This is a genomic window from Salinicola aestuarinus, assembly GCF_003206645.1.
Classification (GTDB): domain Bacteria; phylum Pseudomonadota; class Gammaproteobacteria; order Pseudomonadales; family Halomonadaceae; genus Salinicola; species Salinicola aestuarinus.
In genome coordinates, this window is record NZ_PZJP01000005.1 from 630,800 (window position 1) to 648,960 (window position 18,161).

The window sequence follows — 18,161 nt, forward strand, 5'->3', positions numbered from 1 at the left end:
TTTAAAGTGATGAAGAGAGTGTCGGACTCCCGGCGAACATCGGGCGCACTTAACAATCGGCGCGCCGCGCCGATAACAGTCCCATAATCGATAGCGGCCACGCCGACATCCACTCGACGTTCTGCCGCGTAGGACAGGGACGAACGGCTTCCAGCAGCGAGTTGGCGAATCGTTGGTACGGATCGACGAGAACTCACGCCTGACGACAAGAGGCCAGTGTCATGATCGGATTGATTCAGCGCGTGCTGATCGACCGCATCGAAGCGGACCACGGCGAGGATGCGATGGCGAGCATCGCAAAGCAAGCAGGTATCGATTCGCCCGGACGGCGGATCGATACCGATTACGCCGACATCGAATGCCTGTCGCTGTTCGAGGCGACACAGCGCTATTTGTCTATCGATCACGAAGCCCTGATGGCGCGCTACGCTGACTGGTTCATCGTCTGGGCGAAACGCCACTATCCCATGTTCTTTACCATGGCGGACTCCGCGCAGTCATTTCTGGCGCGTCAGCCCTGCATTCACGCCTCACTCGGCGCGAGTCTCCACGAGCCGGTCGCCCGTGACCGGGTGAGCGACAAGTTTCATATCCTGCAGCGGGGCGAGCGATCGCTGACCGTCGATTACCGTTCGGCCAATGGTCTTTGCGCGCTTTATCGGGCGATCGTTGCACGCGTGCTGGAGGAGTATCAGCAGAGCGGTACGCTGTCCGAGACACTCTGTCGTCACCGCGGCGACGATCGATGCCGCTTCGTCCTGCACTTCGACGAGGCGCCAGAATGAGCCTGAACGAGCCCCCCAAGGTCAGTGAGCGTGAGCGTCACCTCATCGATCAGATCGACGCCATCAGCAACCAGCTCTGTCAGGCCGTCGACGGAACGTTCGACTTCTACGTCGAGGCCGACAGCGATGAGATCGCGATCCAGAAACTGGCGCAGCTCAACAATTTCCTGCTCGAAACCGCCCATCGCACGCTGGGGGAGCTGAGCGACTCGCATCGTCAGCTCGAGGCCCGCGTGGTGGAGCGGACCCAGCGTCTCGACCTGGTGCTGACAGCCACCAATGACGGGATCTGGGAGTGGGATCTGAAAAGCGGACTCGTCACCCTCTCGGTGCGCTGGACGGGCATGCTCGGTCTACCGCGCCCCGAGGAGTCGAGGCCGCTCGACGACTGGCTGTCACTGGTTCACACAGAGGATCGCGAGGCCGTCGAACGCGCGCTCTACCGCCATCTCGACGGTTTGACCAAAGCCGTGAACGTCGAGTATCGCATTCGCGACGCGCGCGGTACCTGGCGGATGGTGCTCTGCCGCGGTCTGTGTCAGCGCGACGAACAGGGACGTCCGGTCCGCATGGCAGGCACGCAGACGGATACCACCGAGCAGCGGTTGAGCGACTCGCTGACCGGGCTGCCCAACGGTCACTACCTGGACCTGCTGCTGAACGAGCGCCTGGTCGAAAAATCACGTCAGCCGATGTCGCTGGTGAAGTTCCAACTGCTCAATGTCGCGTCGCTGTTCGACGGCGTGGCGGTGGAAGACGCCGTCAAGGCGCTACGCTCGCTGGTACAGCGCATGCGTCGGCAACTGCCCCCCAACGTGAGCCTGGTGGCGCTTCCCGAGCACACCTTTGCCATGATCTTCGAGACTGCCGAGGTGCTTGCGCTCGAACGTCTGCTGGAACCGCTCGAGAAGCTACTGGGGCAGCCCGTGGAGATCGAGGGGCAGCAGGTGTGGCTCTCCCACATCAGCGGGGTGGCGATTCTCAACCCGCAGGAACCGATCTCCGCCGACGAGTGGCGTCAGCAGGCCAGGTTGGCCCAGGCCAGTGCCCGCGCGTCGGACAGTGGTGCCAGGCGCTATTACAGCGAGGCGCTGCGGCTGGGAGCGCGTGCCAACAGTCGCGCCGAGCAGATGATCCGGGGGGCGATTGCCGCCAACGGCGTGCGCTGCTTCCTGCAGCCGATCGTCGACCCGTTGAGCGGTCAGGTGCGCTGCGTCGAGGCGCTGATGCGCCTGCAGGATCCGGTGGATGGACTGGTCAATCCGGCGGTTTTCATCGAAGTGGCCGAGCGCACCGGATTGATCACGCCGCTCTGGGAGATGCTGATGGACCAGGCCCTCAAGCTGCTCAAGGACCCCGCAGCGGCGGAGCGATTCGGCAACGAGTTTCTGCTCAGCGTGAATCTCTCGGCGCGTCAGCTGCTGGATTCATCGCTGCTCGAATCGATCATCCTGCGCTGCGAACGCGAGGGGGTCTCTCACCGCCGACTACAGATCGAAGTGACGGAAACCGCCGTGTTGAGTGAGCCGGCCAAAGCGTTTCGCATCCTTCAGCGCATGCGCGCCGCCGGCGTGCGGGTCGCGCTGGACGACTTCGGCAGTGGCTACTCGTCACTGGCACAGCTCACGTCGATGCCGCTGGATACCGTCAAGATCGATCGGCAGCTGGTGGTCGGTGTCAACGAGTCGCCACGCAAACGGCACGTCCTCGCGGCGGTCGTCGCGCTCTGTCAGCGCCTCGAATACGACGTGGTGGTCGAAGGCATCGAGGATGCCGCGACGCTCGACCTGCTCTGCGGATGGGAGGCGGGCGATATCCAGGGCTACTACTACGCCCGCCCGATGGCGTTTCCGGACTTCATCAAGACCTTTACGCAGCCAAGCCCACACCCACAGCCGCCGCGAGATGTCTCTTGGGAGCCACCGACCGACGCCGCCTTGCGCTAGCGGCGCCTCGTGCTCGTGACGACGGCGGGCGACGCGTCGGGCAGGTCGGACGGGATTATCGATCCCGGCGCAGTATCAGCCAGGCGCTGGCCTGCCAGGGGATGTGACCGGCGGCGAGCGCCTCGGCGATATGGTCGAAAGCCGCTCGCAGGGTGTCATCCTTGTGAGGTGTGTCTTCGCGCAGCGCTTCGATCCGCTCGACCGCCGAAATCAGCCAGCGCGGCTCCTCGCTGTCCTGCCAGCAATCCACGGCGTCGATGACGTCGTCGAGGCTCGGTGCCGAAGGGATGTCCGGTGCCGGCCAGCCGCTACGCAACGCCGCGGCTCGGCTCGCCTTGCTGTGATTGGCCGGGCGCGCGGCAAGCGGCGTCTCTCCCTCGCAGAGTCGGTGGGTCAGGGCCCACAGCGACGACGGCTCGCCGGCTTTCAATTCGAGCTCGAGTTCCAGAATCGACAGGCAGCGATCGCCGACGGTGATCTCGCCCTGATCGAGCGCGATCTCGATCTCGCCGCTCGACTCCGCCTCACGGTAGCGCCAGAGGCGCCGCTCGAAGTCGGTCGAGAACACCGGGGCCAGGCGATCCAGATCGATTCCTTCCAGCGCGGGCAGGCCGAGTTCGCGAAGCCCGGCGATATCCAGCCCGGCCGCGTTGCAGTCGCGGCCGTCGAGTGACCATTCCCACTCCCCGCGGCTCGAGAGGCCGCCCTGGCTGGCGGCGGCGGTCTTCAGCGTCTGCAGGCGCCGGTTGCCACTCTGGCGCACGCGCAGTGCCACCTTCGCCGCTTCCAGATCGCCGTCTGGGGTGTCGTAGTAACGGTTGCCAAGCGTGAGCGTCTCGCGCTCGCAGTCAGCCAGCTCGGGATGGGCATCGAGCATCGTCGGGGCGCTCGTGTCGAGGGCCAGTTTGAGTTCGATTTCTTGGCTCATGGGAACTCCGCAAGGGGTGCATGAAACAGGGGGCAACGACCGTGGCGGCGCAACCGCAAGGCTTGCCGCGTGAAGCCAGGGTGTCACGTTCGATCGCTGACGTCGGCCACTTCGCTGCCAACAGGGTCGCGGGCGCGAACATGAATTTTTCATGACGGGCCAAGGTGCAGTCATTATACTGGCGCCGCCACTTCCAACGCATTTGGGCCAAGTCATGGTGAGTACCAATCCGTTCTCAGCACTGTTTGGACGTTCCCCTTTCCAGCCGCTGCTGGCGCACATCGTCAAGACCAGTGAGTGTGCTGCCGAACTCCTGCCGTTCTTCGACGCCGCGCTCGGTGGCGATTGGGAAGCGGCGCGCCGGCACCGGGAATCGATCACGCAGCTCGAGCACGATGCCGACGAGCTCAAGACGCAGCTTCGGTTGAATCTCCCCAACACCATGTTCTTGCCGGTGTCGCGATCGGATCTGCTCGAGCTGATCAGCGTCCAGGACAAGATCGCCAACAAGGCCCGCGACATCACCGGCATCATGCTGGGTCGCAACATGAACATTCCCGAGTCGCTGGCCGAGCCGATGCGTGCCTACCTGCAAACCGCCGTGGCGACGGTCGATCAGGCGCGCAAGGCACTAGAAGAGCTCGAGGATCTACTCGAGTCCGGCTTCGGTCGCAACGTGTCCGATGTGATGCACACGTTGATCCGCGAGCTCCATGAGCTCGAGCATCAGGCTGACGATCAACAGATCGCGATCCGCCGCCAGCTCTTTCAGCTCGAGTCCGAGCTGCCCCCGGTCGATGTCATCTTCCTCTACAAGATCATCGAGTGGATCGGGGAACTCTCCGATCGTGCCGAGAGAGTCGGCAGTCGTCTCCAGATCCTGACGGCCCGCTGAACAGCGGGCCTCTCTCTTCTGCGTCCCCAGTACGTCAGTCTTCGACACGCCACTTTAGCGAAATCAGCCTATGTCCATCATTGCGCAATACGGTGATGTCTTCATCATCCTCGCCTGTGCCTTCGGTTTCTTCATGGCCTGGGGCGTCGGCGCCAACGACGTCGCCAACGCCATGGGCACCTCCGTCGGGTCCAAGGCGATCACGATCAAGCAGGCGATCATCATCGCGGTGATCTTCGAGTTCCTGGGGGCGTGGCTCGCCGGCGGGGAAGTGACCGAAACCATCCGCAAAGGCATCATCGATCCGGAGCTATTAAAGGGCAATCCGGAGCTGCTGGTCTACGGGATGCTCGCGTCGCTGCTGGCGGCCGGGTCGTGGTTGATGGTCGCCTCGCTCAAGGGCTGGCCGGTCTCCACCACGCACTCCATCGTCGGCGCGATCGTCGGTTTCGCCATCGCCGGGCTCGGCGTGGGGTCGGTGCACTGGGACGCGGTGGGCACGATCGCCATGAGCTGGGTGACCTCGCCGCTGATCGCCGGGGTGTTCGCCTACGTGCTGTTTCGTTCGGTACAGGTGCTGATCTTCGATAATCCCGATCCCTTCGCCGCCGCCAAACGCTACGTGCCGGGCTACATCTTTCTGGTGGGCTTCATCGTCTCGATGGTGACGCTGGTGAAAGGGCTGTCACACGTGGGGCTGCATCTCAGCTTCGGTCAAAGCCTGCTGCTGGCGGTGGCCTTCGGCGTGATCATCATGTTGATGGGGCTTCTGCTCGAGAACCGGATCAATCGCGGCGATCGCCGTTCGCGCAGCAACTACGACTTCTCCGGCGTCGAGCGCATCTTCGGCGTGCTGATGATGTTCACCGCCTGCGCCATGGCGTTCGCGCATGGCTCCAACGACGTCGCCAACGCGGTGGGGCCACTGGCCGCGGTGATCAGTGTGGTGGAGAGCGCCGGCAGCGTGGGTGGTTCCGCCTCGATGCCGTGGTGGGTGCTGGTGCTCGGCGGTGGCGGTATCGTGGTCGGGCTTGTGACCTACGGCCACAAGGTGATCGCGACGGTGGGTACCGGCATCACTGAACTGACACCGAGCCGCGGTTTCGCCGCCACGCTGTCGGCCGCCTCCACGGTGGTGCTCGCCTCGGGGACCGGGTTGCCGATCTCGACCACGCATACGCTGGTTGGCGCGGTTCTCGGCGTGGGACTCGCCCGCGGTATGGCCGCGTTGAACCTGCGCGTGCTGGGGCAGATCGTGCTCTCCTGGCTGATCACGCTACCGGCCGGGGCGCTGCTCTCCATTATCTTCTTCTTCATGTTGAAGGGCATGTTCAGCTAGCGGTCTCGGCCACGCCCCCGCCCGACGCCACTTTGCGCGTGTCAGTGCGGGGCCCCCTGCGATAACGCTCTGGTATAGTGATGGCTCGACTCAGCCATGCACCTGCCGGAGCGTTACTGCATTGGACTCGCGCTTTCCTTTCGTCGACTGGTTCCGTAACTCCTCGCCCTATATCAACGCCCATCGAGGCAAGACCTTTGTCGTCCTGATCGAGGGGGAGGCGATGACGTCCTCGCGCTCGGATCAGCTCCTGCAGGACATGGCGCTGCTGCACACCCTCGGCGTGCGTCTGGTGATCGTCTTCGGTATTCGGCCGCAGGTGAGCGCCGCGCTCGATGCCGACGGCGTGACCCCCTATCGGACCGACGGACGCTGGGTGGCGACGCGCCAGATCATGGACCACGTCGAACGGATCGCGGCGCGTCAGCGGCTCGATCTCGAGGCCAAGCTCTCGCTGGGCCTGCCCAACACGCCGCTGCACGGCACCGAGCTCACCGCCGTGTCGGGCAATCTCGTCACCGCCAAGCCGCTCGGCGTTCGTGCCGGGGTCGACTTCGACCATAGCGGTGAAGTTCGTCGGGTACGCGCCCCCGCCATTCAGACACTGCTCGACGGTGGCAACCTCGTGCTGCTGCCGCCGCTTGGCTACTCCCGCACCGGCGAGGTGTTCGATCTCGATGCCTCCGAAATCGCCCAGCACGTGGCGATTTCGCTGGGGGCGGACAAACTCGTGCTGCTTGGCGAATCCGCCGGGCTGCATGACGATGGCGGTCAGCTACAGCGCCAGCTGTCGCCGAGCGAGGCGGAGTCCTTGCGGGCGCAGTCGGAAGCGGGCAGCGAACAGTGGCGTCACCTTGGCGCGGCCTGTGAAGCGGCCCGCCACGGCGTCGAGCGGACACACCTGCTCTCCTGGCACGACCATGATGCGCTGCTGGGCGAACTCTTCACGCGTGACGGGGTGGGCACCATGATCACCCAGAATCGCTACGAGCAGCTACGCCAGGCAGTGCTCGACGACGTCGGGGGGCTGCTGGCACTGCTGCAGCCGCTCGAGCACAGCGGCATGCTGGTGTCGCGGACCCGCGAGCGGCTCGAACACGACATTGACGACTACGTGGTGATCGAGCGTGACGGCATGGTGATCGGCTGTGCCGCGCTGCACGGCTACGCCGACAACGCCATGGGTGAACTCGCCTGTCTGGCGGTGCACGATGACTATCGCCGAGGATCGCGAGGCGAAACCCTGCTCGCCGAGGTCGAGCGGCGCGCCCGACGGGCCGGTCTGTCCCAGCTCTTTGCGCTCACTACTCACACGACCCACTGGTTCTTCGAGCGGGGTTTCGCGCTCGGTGAGCTCGGCTCGCTGCCGGCGGGCAAGCGCGAGGCCTACAACCAGGCCAGGGGCTCCAAAGTCCTTGTGAAGTCACTCCGATAGCGCGTAACGCGCCGCCTATCGCGGTTGTCGCCAATCGGAGACATGCTAAGTGTCTGTTAATAAAGCGATATTTATTTTCACGTCTTTTAGCGTCCGCATTCGGCGACGATTTTCCCGTGTCTAAGGCGGTGTTTTCGTCGCTGATCGCGTCACGTCCTTTTCCCCCGCCTCCCGTTAAGCTATAAGCTACTGAAAAATAAGCAATAACTATTTTTTGGCACACTCTTGGCTATAGTATTTGACGAGAGCAGGCGGGGTGATGCTGATCACGTCAGTGCCTGGCGTCGCCGGAAACGGTTGCCGTCACCACTCCGGCTTCTGCTCACGCGATAGGCGACTCAGGTTGCGATGAGACGGGTGCAGCCCTCGGGGCATGGAGACGCACTTTAGGGCATGGATGCTCTGGCATGGATGCCTCCCCTTCGATTCACGATCCCCGATGCGGGAAGAATCGAATGGCGGGACGAATCAAGTCCGGACGTGGGTCAACAATGACCGACGACCGGCAGGAACCAAGGCCGGCGAGTGATCGCCACGAGACGAGACGCCCCTGAATGGCAGCAGTCGACTCTCCGCTTTGGGGGCCCTCGGGCCCGATGGAACGCCTTCGAACAGCTGATTCAGGCAGTTATTCAAGGGCGTTTTGACTGACCCTTCAGTTCCCTGCGTACCTTGGGCCGGCTCTTGCCGGCCCATTTTTTTGCCCGGTTTTCGAGGCACCATTCCGTCGAACCCGCAAAGGTTCATCCCCTGACCGCAGGGGTTAACGCCTTGCCTCCGACCAATGAATGCCGTCTCCGGTCCCCCACAGTGACGCCAGCAAAAATGGGCAGCGTGATTAAATGTTATTCTTGCGTACCGACCCATGAGCCGCATCGGCTTTCTGCCCAGAGTCCTTGTCATGTCCACCGAGCTCTCCCGACGCTGGCGCCCGCGCTCGTTGATGCAATTGGTGATGCTGGCGTTCGCTGTTGTCATGTTACCCATCGCGGTGCTGATGTTTCAGGCCGGCGAAGCGCTGTCCGAACTGTCGGCGCTGGCCAATCAGAGTGCCCGACAGGCGGTCGAAGAGACCCGCCGTTCTCGCATGCTCAGTTCGCTGGCGCTGCAGATGGAGCGCAGTGCTCGCCAGTACGCGGTCATCGAGGAGCCGGGCCTGCGTGATATCTACGAAGACAAGTCGAACCAGTTCGGCCGGCTTCTCGATCAGCATGAAGCGCTGATGCGCGACGACCCGGACTACCGCTCGCTGGTCTCGCGCTACCAGTCGCTCAAGGTCCTGCCGGAAATGCCGACCGACTCGATGGCGCCGTTTCTCGAGCGCTTCTCCGACTTCGGCGCCGAGGCCGACGCCGTCCGCGACAAGACCAACGGTTTGATCGACACGCGGATCAATGCGATCCGGGACAGGGCGGATACAGTTCGCGCCAGGCTTTGGATGCAGACTGCCGCACTGGTCTCTGCGAGCCTGATGCTGATGCTCTTCTTTACCTGGCTGATCACTCGACCGATTCGTCAGCTCGAGCGGCGCATCTTCACGTTGGGTAGCAGCGAGCGGGACGCGGGCGTCGTACGGATTCAGGGGCCGGCAGAGCTGGTTCATCTCGGCGACCGGCTGGACTGGCTGGCCAACCGGCTCAACGAGCTCGAAGCCCAGAAGCGTGAGTTTCTTCGCCACATGTCGCACGAGCTGAAGACGCCGCTGGCGAGCATTCGCGAGGGCACGGCGCTGCTGTCGGATCGCATTGCCGGCGATCTCAATGCCCGGCAGGACGAGATTCTCGGCCTGATCGACGACAACGGCCAGGAGCTACAGACATTGATCGAGCAGCTGCTCGATTACAATCTGCTCCAGAGCGGGCACCGAATGAACGTGTCGCAGTTCGACATCGCCACCGTCGTGCAGGAGGTGTTGTCGAAGCATCGCCTGGCGCTCGACAACAAGGGGATGACGCTGACCGCTCCGCATCAGCCCTGTCAGTGGCAGGCAGATTGCGAGCGCAGCGCGCGAATTATCGATAACCTGATCTCCAATGCCATCGCCTATGGCGAGGATGGTGGCAAGCTGATCGTGCGCGTGGCGCATCGCTACGACTGGCTGTCGGTGGAAGTGGCGAACAGCGGCGAGGCAATCGCGGAACACGATCGCGAACATCTCTTCAAGCCGTTCTATCAGGGCAGTGCGCGGCGCAAAGGGCCGCTCAAAGGCTCGGGAATCGGGCTGTCGGTGGCCGCCGACTGCGCGCGACTGCAGGGGGGCGATCTCGCGCTGGTCGACGACGCTGAACTGCCGGTCTGCTTTCGGCTGACGCTACCCTGGGTGGATTTGCCGACGACGGCACAGCAACACGAGACCGACGAGAACGCCGGTTCCCGGGCTCTCGAACGAGACGACACACACGACACATGGCTTTGATAACGCAATGATGGGAATAACGAGAGTCGTAGTGATCGCCGCCATTTTGGCGGTCGTCACCGGCTGCCAGTCGCTGCCGGAGCAGGCGGTGCCGCGCGGCTGCGGAGAGATTCCGCGCTTTGCCGACAACGTCTGCCTGCTCGACACCTGGGTGGCCTTTGGCCTTGAGTCCCAGCGCGGCGACGCGATGTGGCGCCAGACGCACCTGCGCGCGCTCAAGGGCATGCAGCCCGAGCGCAAGGCGGCCCGTGCCGTGGTGCTCGGCGAGGGGAGCCCCGCCGAGTGGGCGCAGGCCTCCGAGCTCTACAAGGCGAGCATTGACGAGGCGCCGCCTCGACTGCAGCCGCTGCTGCGGCAATGGCTCAACGCGCTGGAAGCGCGCCGGCGTCTTGAATCGCAATCCGCAGCGGCGCCCACCGCGGCAGCGTCCGGCGGTCAGATGCAGGCGTTGAAGCGGGAGAACCAGAGACTCAAGCAGCAGCTCGAAACGGTTTCCGCCAAGCTCGAGGCGCTCACCGATATCGAGCGAACGATCAACGCACGCGAGTGAACGTTTGGGTCACGCAAGATAACGGTCAACGCACGCGAGTGACCGATCCACGTACGCGAATGGCGGCTCGAGGCATGAGCGTAAGCGGTGGAACGCAACCGTCAGTGAGTGGTCACTGTTTCTGTGTGACTCTTAAAACGGCGTCAGTGAACGTTTACTTCGAATAGAGTCATGACTCGCTCGGGCCCCGCGACGCCTGGAGTGAGGAAAACACCACGAGCGTGTGTCGACACCTGATCGACGCGCGCTCGTCGACGTCACCGACCGTTCCGCCGTGACCCGGCGGGCGAGTCAACGCCGCCGGCGTCACCCGCCGGATTCGGCACCCGGGCTGCGGCCCGGCGATGGCAAGAGGTACCCAACCGATGTCAGTGAATTCCCAAGCGTCTCACCGCCGGGCGGTCAGGACCCCGGCGATGCAGCCCGGCCAGTCCACCGACAGCGCGCACATCCTGCTGGTCGACGATGACACCAGCCTGCTCAAACTGCTCGGCATGCGCCTAGAGAGCCGAGGCTTTCAGGTCACTACTGCCGAGAGCGGTCGTGAAGCGCTGGGGCTCATGGTCGATAGTGTCCCCGACCTGGTGCTCTCCGACCTGCGCATGGACGAGATGGACGGGCTCGCGCTCTTTCACGAGCTTCAGCGCCGCGTGCCGGGGCTGCCGGTGATCATTCTGACCGCCCACGGGTCGATCCCCGAAGCGGTGAACGCAACGCGTCAGGGCGTCTTCAGCTTCCTGACCAAGCCGATCGACCGCGACGAACTCTTCGATGCCATCGACGAGGCGCTGGCACAGGCGCCGAGCCCGCGGGGCGAGGGCGGCGAGCTGTGGCGCTCCAAGATCATCACCCGCAGCCCGCAGATGGAGCGAATTCTCGAGCAGGCCTACATGGTCGCGGCATCCGACGTCAGCGTGCTGGTGACCGGCCCCAGCGGCACCGGCAAGGAGCTGCTGGCCAACGCCATGCATCAGGCGAGCCCCCGCGCCGATAAGCCATTCGTCGCGATCAACTGCGGCGCGCTGCCGGAGCAGCTACTCGAGAGCGAGCTGTTTGGCCACGCCCGCGGCGCCTTCACCGGCGCGGTGACCCAGCACGAGGGCCTCTTTCTCGCGGCCGACGGCGGTACGCTGTTTCTCGACGAGATCGGCGACATGCCGCTGACGCTGCAGGTGAAACTGCTGCGCGCCCTGCAGGAGCGCCAGATTCGGCCGCTCGGCAGCACCCAATCCGTCCCCATCGATGTGCGCATCATCTCCGCGACCCATCGCGATCTGGACCGCGCCATGCACGAGGGCGATTTCCGCGAGGATCTCTATTACCGCCTCAACGTGGTCAATCTGCGCCTGCCGCCGCTCAAGGAGCGCGCCGAGGACGTCCCGCTGCTCGCCAAGCACATGGTGGCGCAGGTCGCCGCGCGCCATAAGCCGTTCGTCAAAGGCTTCTCGCCGGACGCGCTCAACTTGCTCGCCGCGAGCGCCTGGCCCGGTAACGTGCGCCAGCTCGTCAATGTGGTGGAGCAGTGCGTGGCGCTCACCAGCACGCCGATGATTCCGGAGGCGCTGGTTTCCCAGGCGCTGGTCGCCGAGGAGAACGCGCTGCCGTCATTCAGCGAGGCCCGGGCGGGTTTCGAGCGCAGCTATCTGGTCAAGGTGCTCAAGATCACCGAAGGCAACGTGACCCAGGCCGCGCGCATTGCCGGGCGTAACCGCACCGATTTCTACAAGCTGCTGTCGCGCCACGATCTCGACCCCGGCACCTTCAAAACGGGGGCGAACGCGCTCTGAACCCGGCCACTCGGGGCAGCGCTTGGAGTTGCCTCGCGCCAGGGGTAAAAGCCGCTGACGCGTGACGCCCAAAGACGCGTTGAGCAAAAAAAAAGTGTCGAAGCCAGAAGGCTGGGGAAGCCAGAAGGTTGTGGCAGCCAGAAGGTGTTAAAGAGAAACGGCGCCGAGCGCGAAACGACGCTGACAGCAAAGTGGCTGTCAACGCAAAAGCCCCCATCGGTGTGAGCCGGTGGGGGCTTTTGCGTAAGTGAGCGATCACTTTTTATCGTCCAAGCGTTCAAGCGTTCAAGCGTCTAGCGCTTCAGGCGACGCTTTACCTCGAGCTTGAGTCGCCCGTCGCCGAGGCGGGCGGTGAGCGTCTGGCCGGGCTGGGTCTGACTGGCGGCGCGAATCACCTGACCGTCGTCATCCTGCAGGATGGCGTAGCCACGGCCGAGCACCGCCAGCGGGCTGACGGCATTGAGCTCGCGCGCGCCGGCCTCCAGTCGCTGGCGCGCCTGCTGTAGCTGGCGACGCTGGGCGGTCTCCAGTCGTGTTTGCAGATCGGCCACCTGTGCCCGGGTGCGGGCGAGCGTTCGCGCCGGGTCGTGGCGAGTGAAGCGCTGCGCGACCGCGGATAGGTGCTGGCGTTCGTCACCGAGCCGACGTTGCATCGCGCTGTTCAGCCGCTGCTCCAGCGTCGTCAGATGCTGACGCTGTTGAGCGAGACGCTCTCCGGGGTGACGCAGGCGGGCGCGGAGGTGATCGAGCCGCTGCGACTCGGCGTTGGCGCGGCCCTGCCACGCTCGCACCAGCCGCGCGCGGGCCTGTTCAAGGCTCGCGGTGAGGTCGCGGCGGTCCGGTACCAGCCGTTCCGCCGCCGCCGACGGAGTGGGGGCGCGCACGTCGGCGGCGAACTCCGCCAGGGTGTGGTCCACCTCATGACCGATTGCCGCCATCACCGGCAGCGCGGAGCGGAAGATCGCCCGCGCCAGATGCTCATCGTTGAAGGCCCACAGGTCTTCCAGACTGCCACCGCCGCGGGTGACCAGAATGGCATCGAACGGCGTGCCGTTCGGGCGTTGTGCGTCGTTTTCCGATGCGTCGCGTCGAGCCTGACGGTTGACCAGCGCCAGTGCGCGAATCAGCGCCGGTGGCGCCTCGCGACCCTGTACCGGTACCGGGAAAACGCTGACACGCACCATCGGCCAGCGCGCCCGCAGCACCGCGAGGACGTCACAAATCGCTGCACCGGTGGGGGACGTGATCAGCGCCAGATGTTGCGGCGGGTAGGGCAGCGGTCGCGCGTTGGCAAAGGCGCCCTCGGCCTGCAGCGTCTGCTTCAAGCGCTCGTAGGCCGCCATCAGCTCGCCTTCGCCGCTTGGCTGCACCGCCTCGACAATCAGCTGATAGTCGCCCCGCGGTTCGAAAATCGAGACTTTTCCGCGCACCCTGATGCGGTCGCCATCCTTCAACGGCGTGCGCGACAGCCCCGCGCGATTGCGGAAGAAAGCGCACTTGAGCTGCGCCTTGGCGTCCTTGAGCGAAAAGTAGATATGACCGGACGCGGGGCGCGCCAGCCCGGAGATCTCGCCCTCTACCCAGCAGTCGCCGAAGCCGCGTTCCAGCAGTTGGCGGGCCTGACGGTTGAGGTCGCTGACGGAGATCGCCTGGGGCGTCGGGGCGGGCATGGCAAGTCTCGGAACGGTCACGAAAGCGTGGCAGCGTAACACGCACGGTGGCTTCGGCGTTGAGTGGGTGTCGTCAAATGTCTATAATGCGCGATTAACTTTTCGCACCACCCGCCGAGCCGTATCCAGCCTAACCGGCTTCCCGCGGATGCTGCCACCGGTCCCTCACCACCTGCCAGATTGGGTTTCCGACCATGCTACGTATAGCGCAAGAAGCTCTTACGTTCGACGACGTATTACTCGTACCCCGCTACTCGGATGTCCTGCCCAGAGACGTCGACCTGAGATCCCGCCTGACTCGCAAGCTCACGCTGAACATCCCGCTGCTCTCGTCCGCCATGGACACCGTCACCGAAGCCCGTTTGGCGATCGCCATGGCGCAGGAAGGCGGTATCGGCATCATTCACAAGAGCATGTCGATCAACCAGCAGGCGGCCGAAGTTCGCAAGGTCAAGAAACACGAGAGCGTCATCGTCAAGGACCCGGTCACCGTCGGGCCCAACGCCAAGCTGCAGGATCTGCTGGAGATGGCCCAGGAGTACGGCTACTCCGGCTTCCCGGTCGTCGAGGGTGAAACCCTGGTCGGGTTGGTCACCGGCCGCGACATGCGCTTCCAGCCGGACTACAGCGACAGCGTCGAGGCGATCATGACCCCGCGCGAGAAGCTGGTCACCGTGCCGGAAGGCACCAGCCTCGACGTGATCAAGTCGAAGCTGCAGGAAAACCGCATCGAGAAGATCCTCGTCGTCGACAAGGACTTCCACCTGCGCGGTCTCGTCACCGTGCGTGACATCGAGAAGGCCCGCACCTACCCGATGGCCGCCAAGGATGCCGATGGTCGCCTGCTCGCCGGCGCCGCCGTGGGGACCGGCGCCGAGACGCCGGATCGCATCGCCGCGCTGGTCGAGGCCGGTGTCGACGTGCTCGTCGTCGATACCGCCCACGGTCACTCTAAGGGCGTCATCGACCGCGTGCGCTGGGTGAAGGAACACTACCCGGAGCTGCAGGTAATCGGCGGCAACATCGCCACCGGTGACGCCGCCGTCGCGCTGGCCGAAGCCGGCGCCGACGCGGTCAAGGTCGGCATCGGCCCCGGCTCCATCTGCACCACCCGCGTCGTCACCGGCGTTGGCGTGCTGCAGATTAGCGCCGTGGCCAACGTCGCCGAAGCGCTCAAGCCGTTCGACATCCCGCTGATCGCCGACGGTGGCATCCGCTACTCCGGTGATATCGCCAAGGCGATCGTCGCCGGCGCCAGCACCGTGATGCTCGGCAGCATGCTCGCCGGCACCGAAGAGTCCCCGGGCGAGGTCGAGCTGTTCCAGGGCCGGACCTACAAGGCCTACCGCGGCATGGGCTCCATGGGCGCGATGTCCCAGACCCAGGGCTCCTCGGATCGCTACTTCCAGAGCAAGGAAGAGGGCGTCGAGAAGCTGGTGCCGGAAGGGATCGAAGGGCGCGTCGCCTACAAGGGCCAGATGAGCGCCATCGTCCACCAGATGATGGGCGGCCTGCGCGCCTCCATGGGCTACACCGGCTGCCACGACATCAACGAGATGCGCACGCTGCCGGAGTTCGTGAAGATCACCGGCGCCGGGATCACCGAGTCCCACGTGCACGACGTGCAGATCACGAAGGAAGCGCCGAACTACCGCGGGGCGTAATGAACCCTCTGCGCTCGCTCGGGCTTTGTTGAACGTCGGCTCGCCTGAGCATCGCTCGAAGGGTTTCTTTCCATGGTTGAGTTCATCTTGTATGGGCTCGGCCATGGAATCAGTTTCTAGCCATTTCCGGCTTCATCAGCGGCGCCCAGGCTCCGTCTGAAACGTTGACGAGCGAAGTCCAGGCAAGGCGAAAATTGAAGAAAGAGCGGAGTTTACGGTTGTAAATGAGCATCTTGAGACAATTTTCAACGCTGTATGGACAAGCGCAGTCGCTTTTCAGGCTGAGTCTGCAAGCGCCGCTGCTTGTTTAAGCACTACATCTCAGGGCCCATTCGATGACCGACATCCATTCGCACAAGATCCTGATTCTCGACTTCGGCTCCCAGTACACGCAGCTGATTGCTCGCCGCGTGCGTGAGCTCGGCGTCTACTCCGAAGTGCGCGCCTTCGACATCACCGAAGACGAGATCCGCGAATACAACCCCAACGGCATCATCCTCTCCGGTGGGCCGGAGTCGGTGGCCGAGCTGGACTCCCCGCGCGCGCCGCAGTGCGTGTTCGAGATGGGCCTGCCGGTACTCGGCATCTGCTACGGCATGCAGGTGATGGCGGAGCAGCTTGGCGGCGCCACCGAAGGCTCCGACAAGCGCGAGTTCGGCTATGCCCAGATCAGCGTGGCGGCGGAAGACGACCTGCTCGGCGGCATCAAGGACCACATCGGCGAGCGCGGCGACGCCCTGCTCGACGTCTGGATGAGCCACGGCGACAAGGTCGCCCGCGTGCCCGAGGCGTTCGAAGTGACCGCCTCCACCCCGAGCTGCCCCATCGCCGCCATGAGCTGGGCGGAGAAGCGCCTCTACGCAGTGCAGTTCCACCCGGAAGTGACCCACACGACCCAGGGCCAGCGGATTCTCGAGCGCTTCGTGCTCGAGATCTGCGGCTGCGAGACGCTCTGGACGCCGGCGAAGATCATCGAAGACCTCGCCGAGCGCGTGCGTGAACAGGTCGGCGACCGCCACGTCTTGCTGGGTCTCTCCGGCGGCGTGGACTCCTCCGTCGTTGCCGCGCTGCTGCACAAGGCGATCGGCGATCAGCTCACCTGCGTCTTCGTCGACAACGGCCTGCTGCGCAAGGACGAAGGCGAGCAGGTGATGGACACCTTCGCCCAGCACATGGGCGTGCGAGTGATCCGCGTCGATGCCGAAGACGAGTTCCTCGGCAAGCTGGAAGGGGAGAACGACCCCGAGGCCAAGCGCAAGATCATCGGCAACACTTTCATCGATGTCTTCGACCGCGAAGCCGCCAAGATCGACGGCGTCGAGTTCCTCGCTCAGGGCACCATCTACCCGGACGTGATCGAATCCGCCGCCAGCAAGACCGGCAAGGCGCACGTGATCAAGTCGCACCACAACGTGGGCGGTCTGCCGGAGACAATGAAGCTCAAGCTGGTCGAACCGCTGCGGGAACTGTTCAAGGACGAAGTGCGCAAGCTCGGCCTCGAACTCGGCCTGCCCTACGACATGGTCTACCGTCACCCCTTCCCGGGGCCGGGCCTCGGCGTGCGCATTTTGGGTGAAGTGAAGAAGGAGTACGCCGACATCCTGCGGGAAGCCGACGCCATCTTCATCGAAGAGCTGCACAACTTCGACTGGTACCACAAGACCAGCCAGGCGTTCGCCGTCTTTCTGCCGGTGAAATCGGTTGGCGTCGTCGGTGACGGCCGCCGCTACGAATGGGTCATCGCCATTCGCGCCGTCGAGACCATTGACTTCATGACCGCCCGCTGGGCCCACCTGCCGTATGAGCTGCTGGAGAAGGTCTCCGGAAGAATCATCAACGAGATCAGTGGCGTATCGCGCGTGACCTACGACGTCAGCAGCAAGCCGCCCGCGACGATCGAGTGGGAGTGAGGTTTAAATTGTAGGTTTTTTCCTACAAACCTGTAAGTAAAAAGCCCGCCATTGAGCGGGTTTTTTCATGAATTAATGCCCCTGTCGACAACGGCTGCTGACCAATAAAATTATTTTCATTTGATGCCTAAAGAAGTGCAAGAAAGGGTCGTTATTCGACAGGAACTTGCGCTTTGAAGGTGCGCGCATTGCGTTCACGAAGGCCTTAAAGAGCCTACCTGCACTTCAAGAGAACGTTGATTAATGAGCTTCAAAACCCTTGCCGCTCTTGTGGCAGCTTGCGCCTCGATCAGCCTGACCGGCTGCGCATCTATTGTTGGCGACAGCGATCAAAGCATGACGATCAGTAGTTCACCCTCCGATGCGGCGGTTGTTATCACTGACGAAACTGCCAAGCAAATTTTCACCGGCACGACGCCGACCACCGTCACACTCAAGAAGTCTGACGGCAGCTATTTCGGTGGAAAGACCTACCATGTCGAGATCGACAAGCCGGGCTACCAGATGCGTCAGATCACGCTGACGACGTCGCCGAACGGCTGGTTCATCGGCGGTAATATTCTGTTCGGTGGCGTCATCGGTTGGCTGGTCGTCGACCCGTTCAATGGCGGCATGTATACGCTGTCACCCGATGAGATCAGCGCCGATCTCGGCGATGCCGTCTCCATGCAGGGTGAGGGGGCGTCGCTCAACCTGGTGATGATGGAAGACGTGAGCACCGAGATGAAAGACAAGCTGGTCAAGGTTGGTCAGATCTGAGTACTTTGGACCGGGCGTTTGCCCGGTCTATTTCTCTCTGGATTCCCACGAACGTATCCATTCCTACGACCAATCCC

At 63.7% G+C, this 18,161-nt stretch carries 13 protein-coding genes; 11 read left to right on the forward strand and 2 right to left on the reverse strand.

Translation table 11 applies throughout. The annotated features are described in order from the left end of the window. Positions 1-221: 221 nt before the first annotated feature. Together DOM41_RS08205 and DOM41_RS08210 are read left to right on the forward strand one after the other, a co-directional pair. Positions 222-785, forward strand: coding sequence for a heme NO-binding domain-containing protein (locus DOM41_RS08205; protein ID WP_110686333.1), 564 nt, complete (start codon positions 222-224; stop codon positions 783-785). Continuing rightward, positions 782-2,731: a GGDEF domain-containing phosphodiesterase gene (locus tag DOM41_RS08210; RefSeq protein WP_188112374.1), complete on the forward strand. Its 1,950-nt coding sequence runs from the start codon at positions 782-784 to the stop codon at positions 2,729-2,731. The genes DOM41_RS08205 and DOM41_RS08210 overlap by 4 nt, the downstream gene beginning before the upstream one ends. 55 nt (positions 2,732-2,786) lie before the next feature. Here the strand turns inward: DOM41_RS08210 and DOM41_RS08215 are convergent, their stop codons facing one another. Continuing rightward, positions 2,787-3,659 carry a CYTH domain-containing protein gene (locus DOM41_RS08215; RefSeq protein ID WP_157956885.1) on the reverse strand — a complete coding sequence of 291 codons (873 nt, stop codon included), beginning with the start codon at positions 3,657-3,659 and terminating at the stop codon, positions 2,787-2,789. A gap of 214 nt (positions 3,660-3,873) precedes the next feature. On the opposite strand from DOM41_RS08215, the gene DOM41_RS08220 reads away from it, so the two are divergent. The 6 genes from DOM41_RS08220 to glrR all read left to right on the forward strand — a co-directional run bounded on the left by DOM41_RS08220 (position 3,874) and on the right by glrR (position 12,081). Beyond that, positions 3,874-4,554 (forward strand): TIGR00153 family protein, encoded by a 681-nt coding sequence (locus DOM41_RS08220; RefSeq protein WP_110686336.1) that lies wholly within the window; start codon positions 3,874-3,876, stop codon positions 4,552-4,554. A gap of 70 nt (positions 4,555-4,624) precedes the next feature. After that, positions 4,625-5,893, forward strand: a complete 1,269-nt coding sequence (locus DOM41_RS08225; RefSeq protein ID WP_110686337.1) for an inorganic phosphate transporter — start codon at positions 4,625-4,627, stop codon at positions 5,891-5,893. 121 nt (positions 5,894-6,014) lie between these two features. Further along, complete coding sequence (gene argA, locus DOM41_RS08230; protein WP_110686338.1) at positions 6,015-7,328, forward strand: amino-acid N-acetyltransferase; 1,314 nt, start codon at positions 6,015-6,017, stop codon at positions 7,326-7,328. 901 nt (positions 7,329-8,229) lie between these two features. Beyond that, positions 8,230-9,744, forward strand: a complete 1,515-nt coding sequence (locus DOM41_RS08235; protein ID WP_110686339.1) for a sensor histidine kinase — start codon at positions 8,230-8,232, stop codon at positions 9,742-9,744. 31 nt (positions 9,745-9,775) lie between these two features. Continuing rightward, positions 9,776-10,294: a hypothetical protein gene (locus DOM41_RS08240; RefSeq protein ID WP_157956886.1), complete on the forward strand. Its 519-nt coding sequence runs from the start codon at positions 9,776-9,778 to the stop codon at positions 10,292-10,294. 416 nt (positions 10,295-10,710) lie between these two features. Further along, positions 10,711-12,081 carry a two-component system response regulator GlrR gene (glrR, locus tag DOM41_RS08245; protein WP_110686341.1) on the forward strand — a complete coding sequence of 457 codons (1,371 nt, stop codon included), beginning with the start codon at positions 10,711-10,713 and terminating at the stop codon, positions 12,079-12,081. A gap of 293 nt (positions 12,082-12,374) precedes the next feature. On the opposite strand, the gene xseA is transcribed toward glrR, so the two are convergent. Next, the gene (gene xseA, locus DOM41_RS08250; protein ID WP_110686342.1) at positions 12,375-13,751 is read right to left on the reverse strand and encodes an exodeoxyribonuclease VII large subunit; all 1,377 of its coding nucleotides are present in this window, start codon (positions 13,749-13,751) and stop codon (positions 12,375-12,377) included. A 194-nt stretch (positions 13,752-13,945) separates the two neighbouring features. Between xseA and guaB the strand changes: the two genes are divergently transcribed. The 3 genes from guaB to DOM41_RS08265 all read left to right on the forward strand — a co-directional run bounded on the left by guaB (position 13,946) and on the right by DOM41_RS08265 (position 18,084). Continuing rightward, on the forward strand, positions 13,946-15,415 hold the full coding sequence (guaB, locus tag DOM41_RS08255; RefSeq protein ID WP_110686343.1) for an IMP dehydrogenase: 1,470 nt from the start codon (positions 13,946-13,948) through the stop codon (positions 15,413-15,415). A 335-nt stretch (positions 15,416-15,750) separates the two neighbouring features. After that, the gene (guaA, locus tag DOM41_RS08260; RefSeq protein WP_110686344.1) at positions 15,751-17,325 is read left to right on the forward strand and encodes a glutamine-hydrolyzing GMP synthase; all 1,575 of its coding nucleotides are present in this window, start codon (positions 15,751-15,753) and stop codon (positions 17,323-17,325) included. A 243-nt stretch (positions 17,326-17,568) separates the two neighbouring features. Further along, positions 17,569-18,084: a hypothetical protein gene (locus tag DOM41_RS08265; protein ID WP_110686345.1), complete on the forward strand. Its 516-nt coding sequence runs from the start codon at positions 17,569-17,571 to the stop codon at positions 18,082-18,084. The last annotated feature ends 77 nt before the right edge of the window (positions 18,085-18,161 follow it).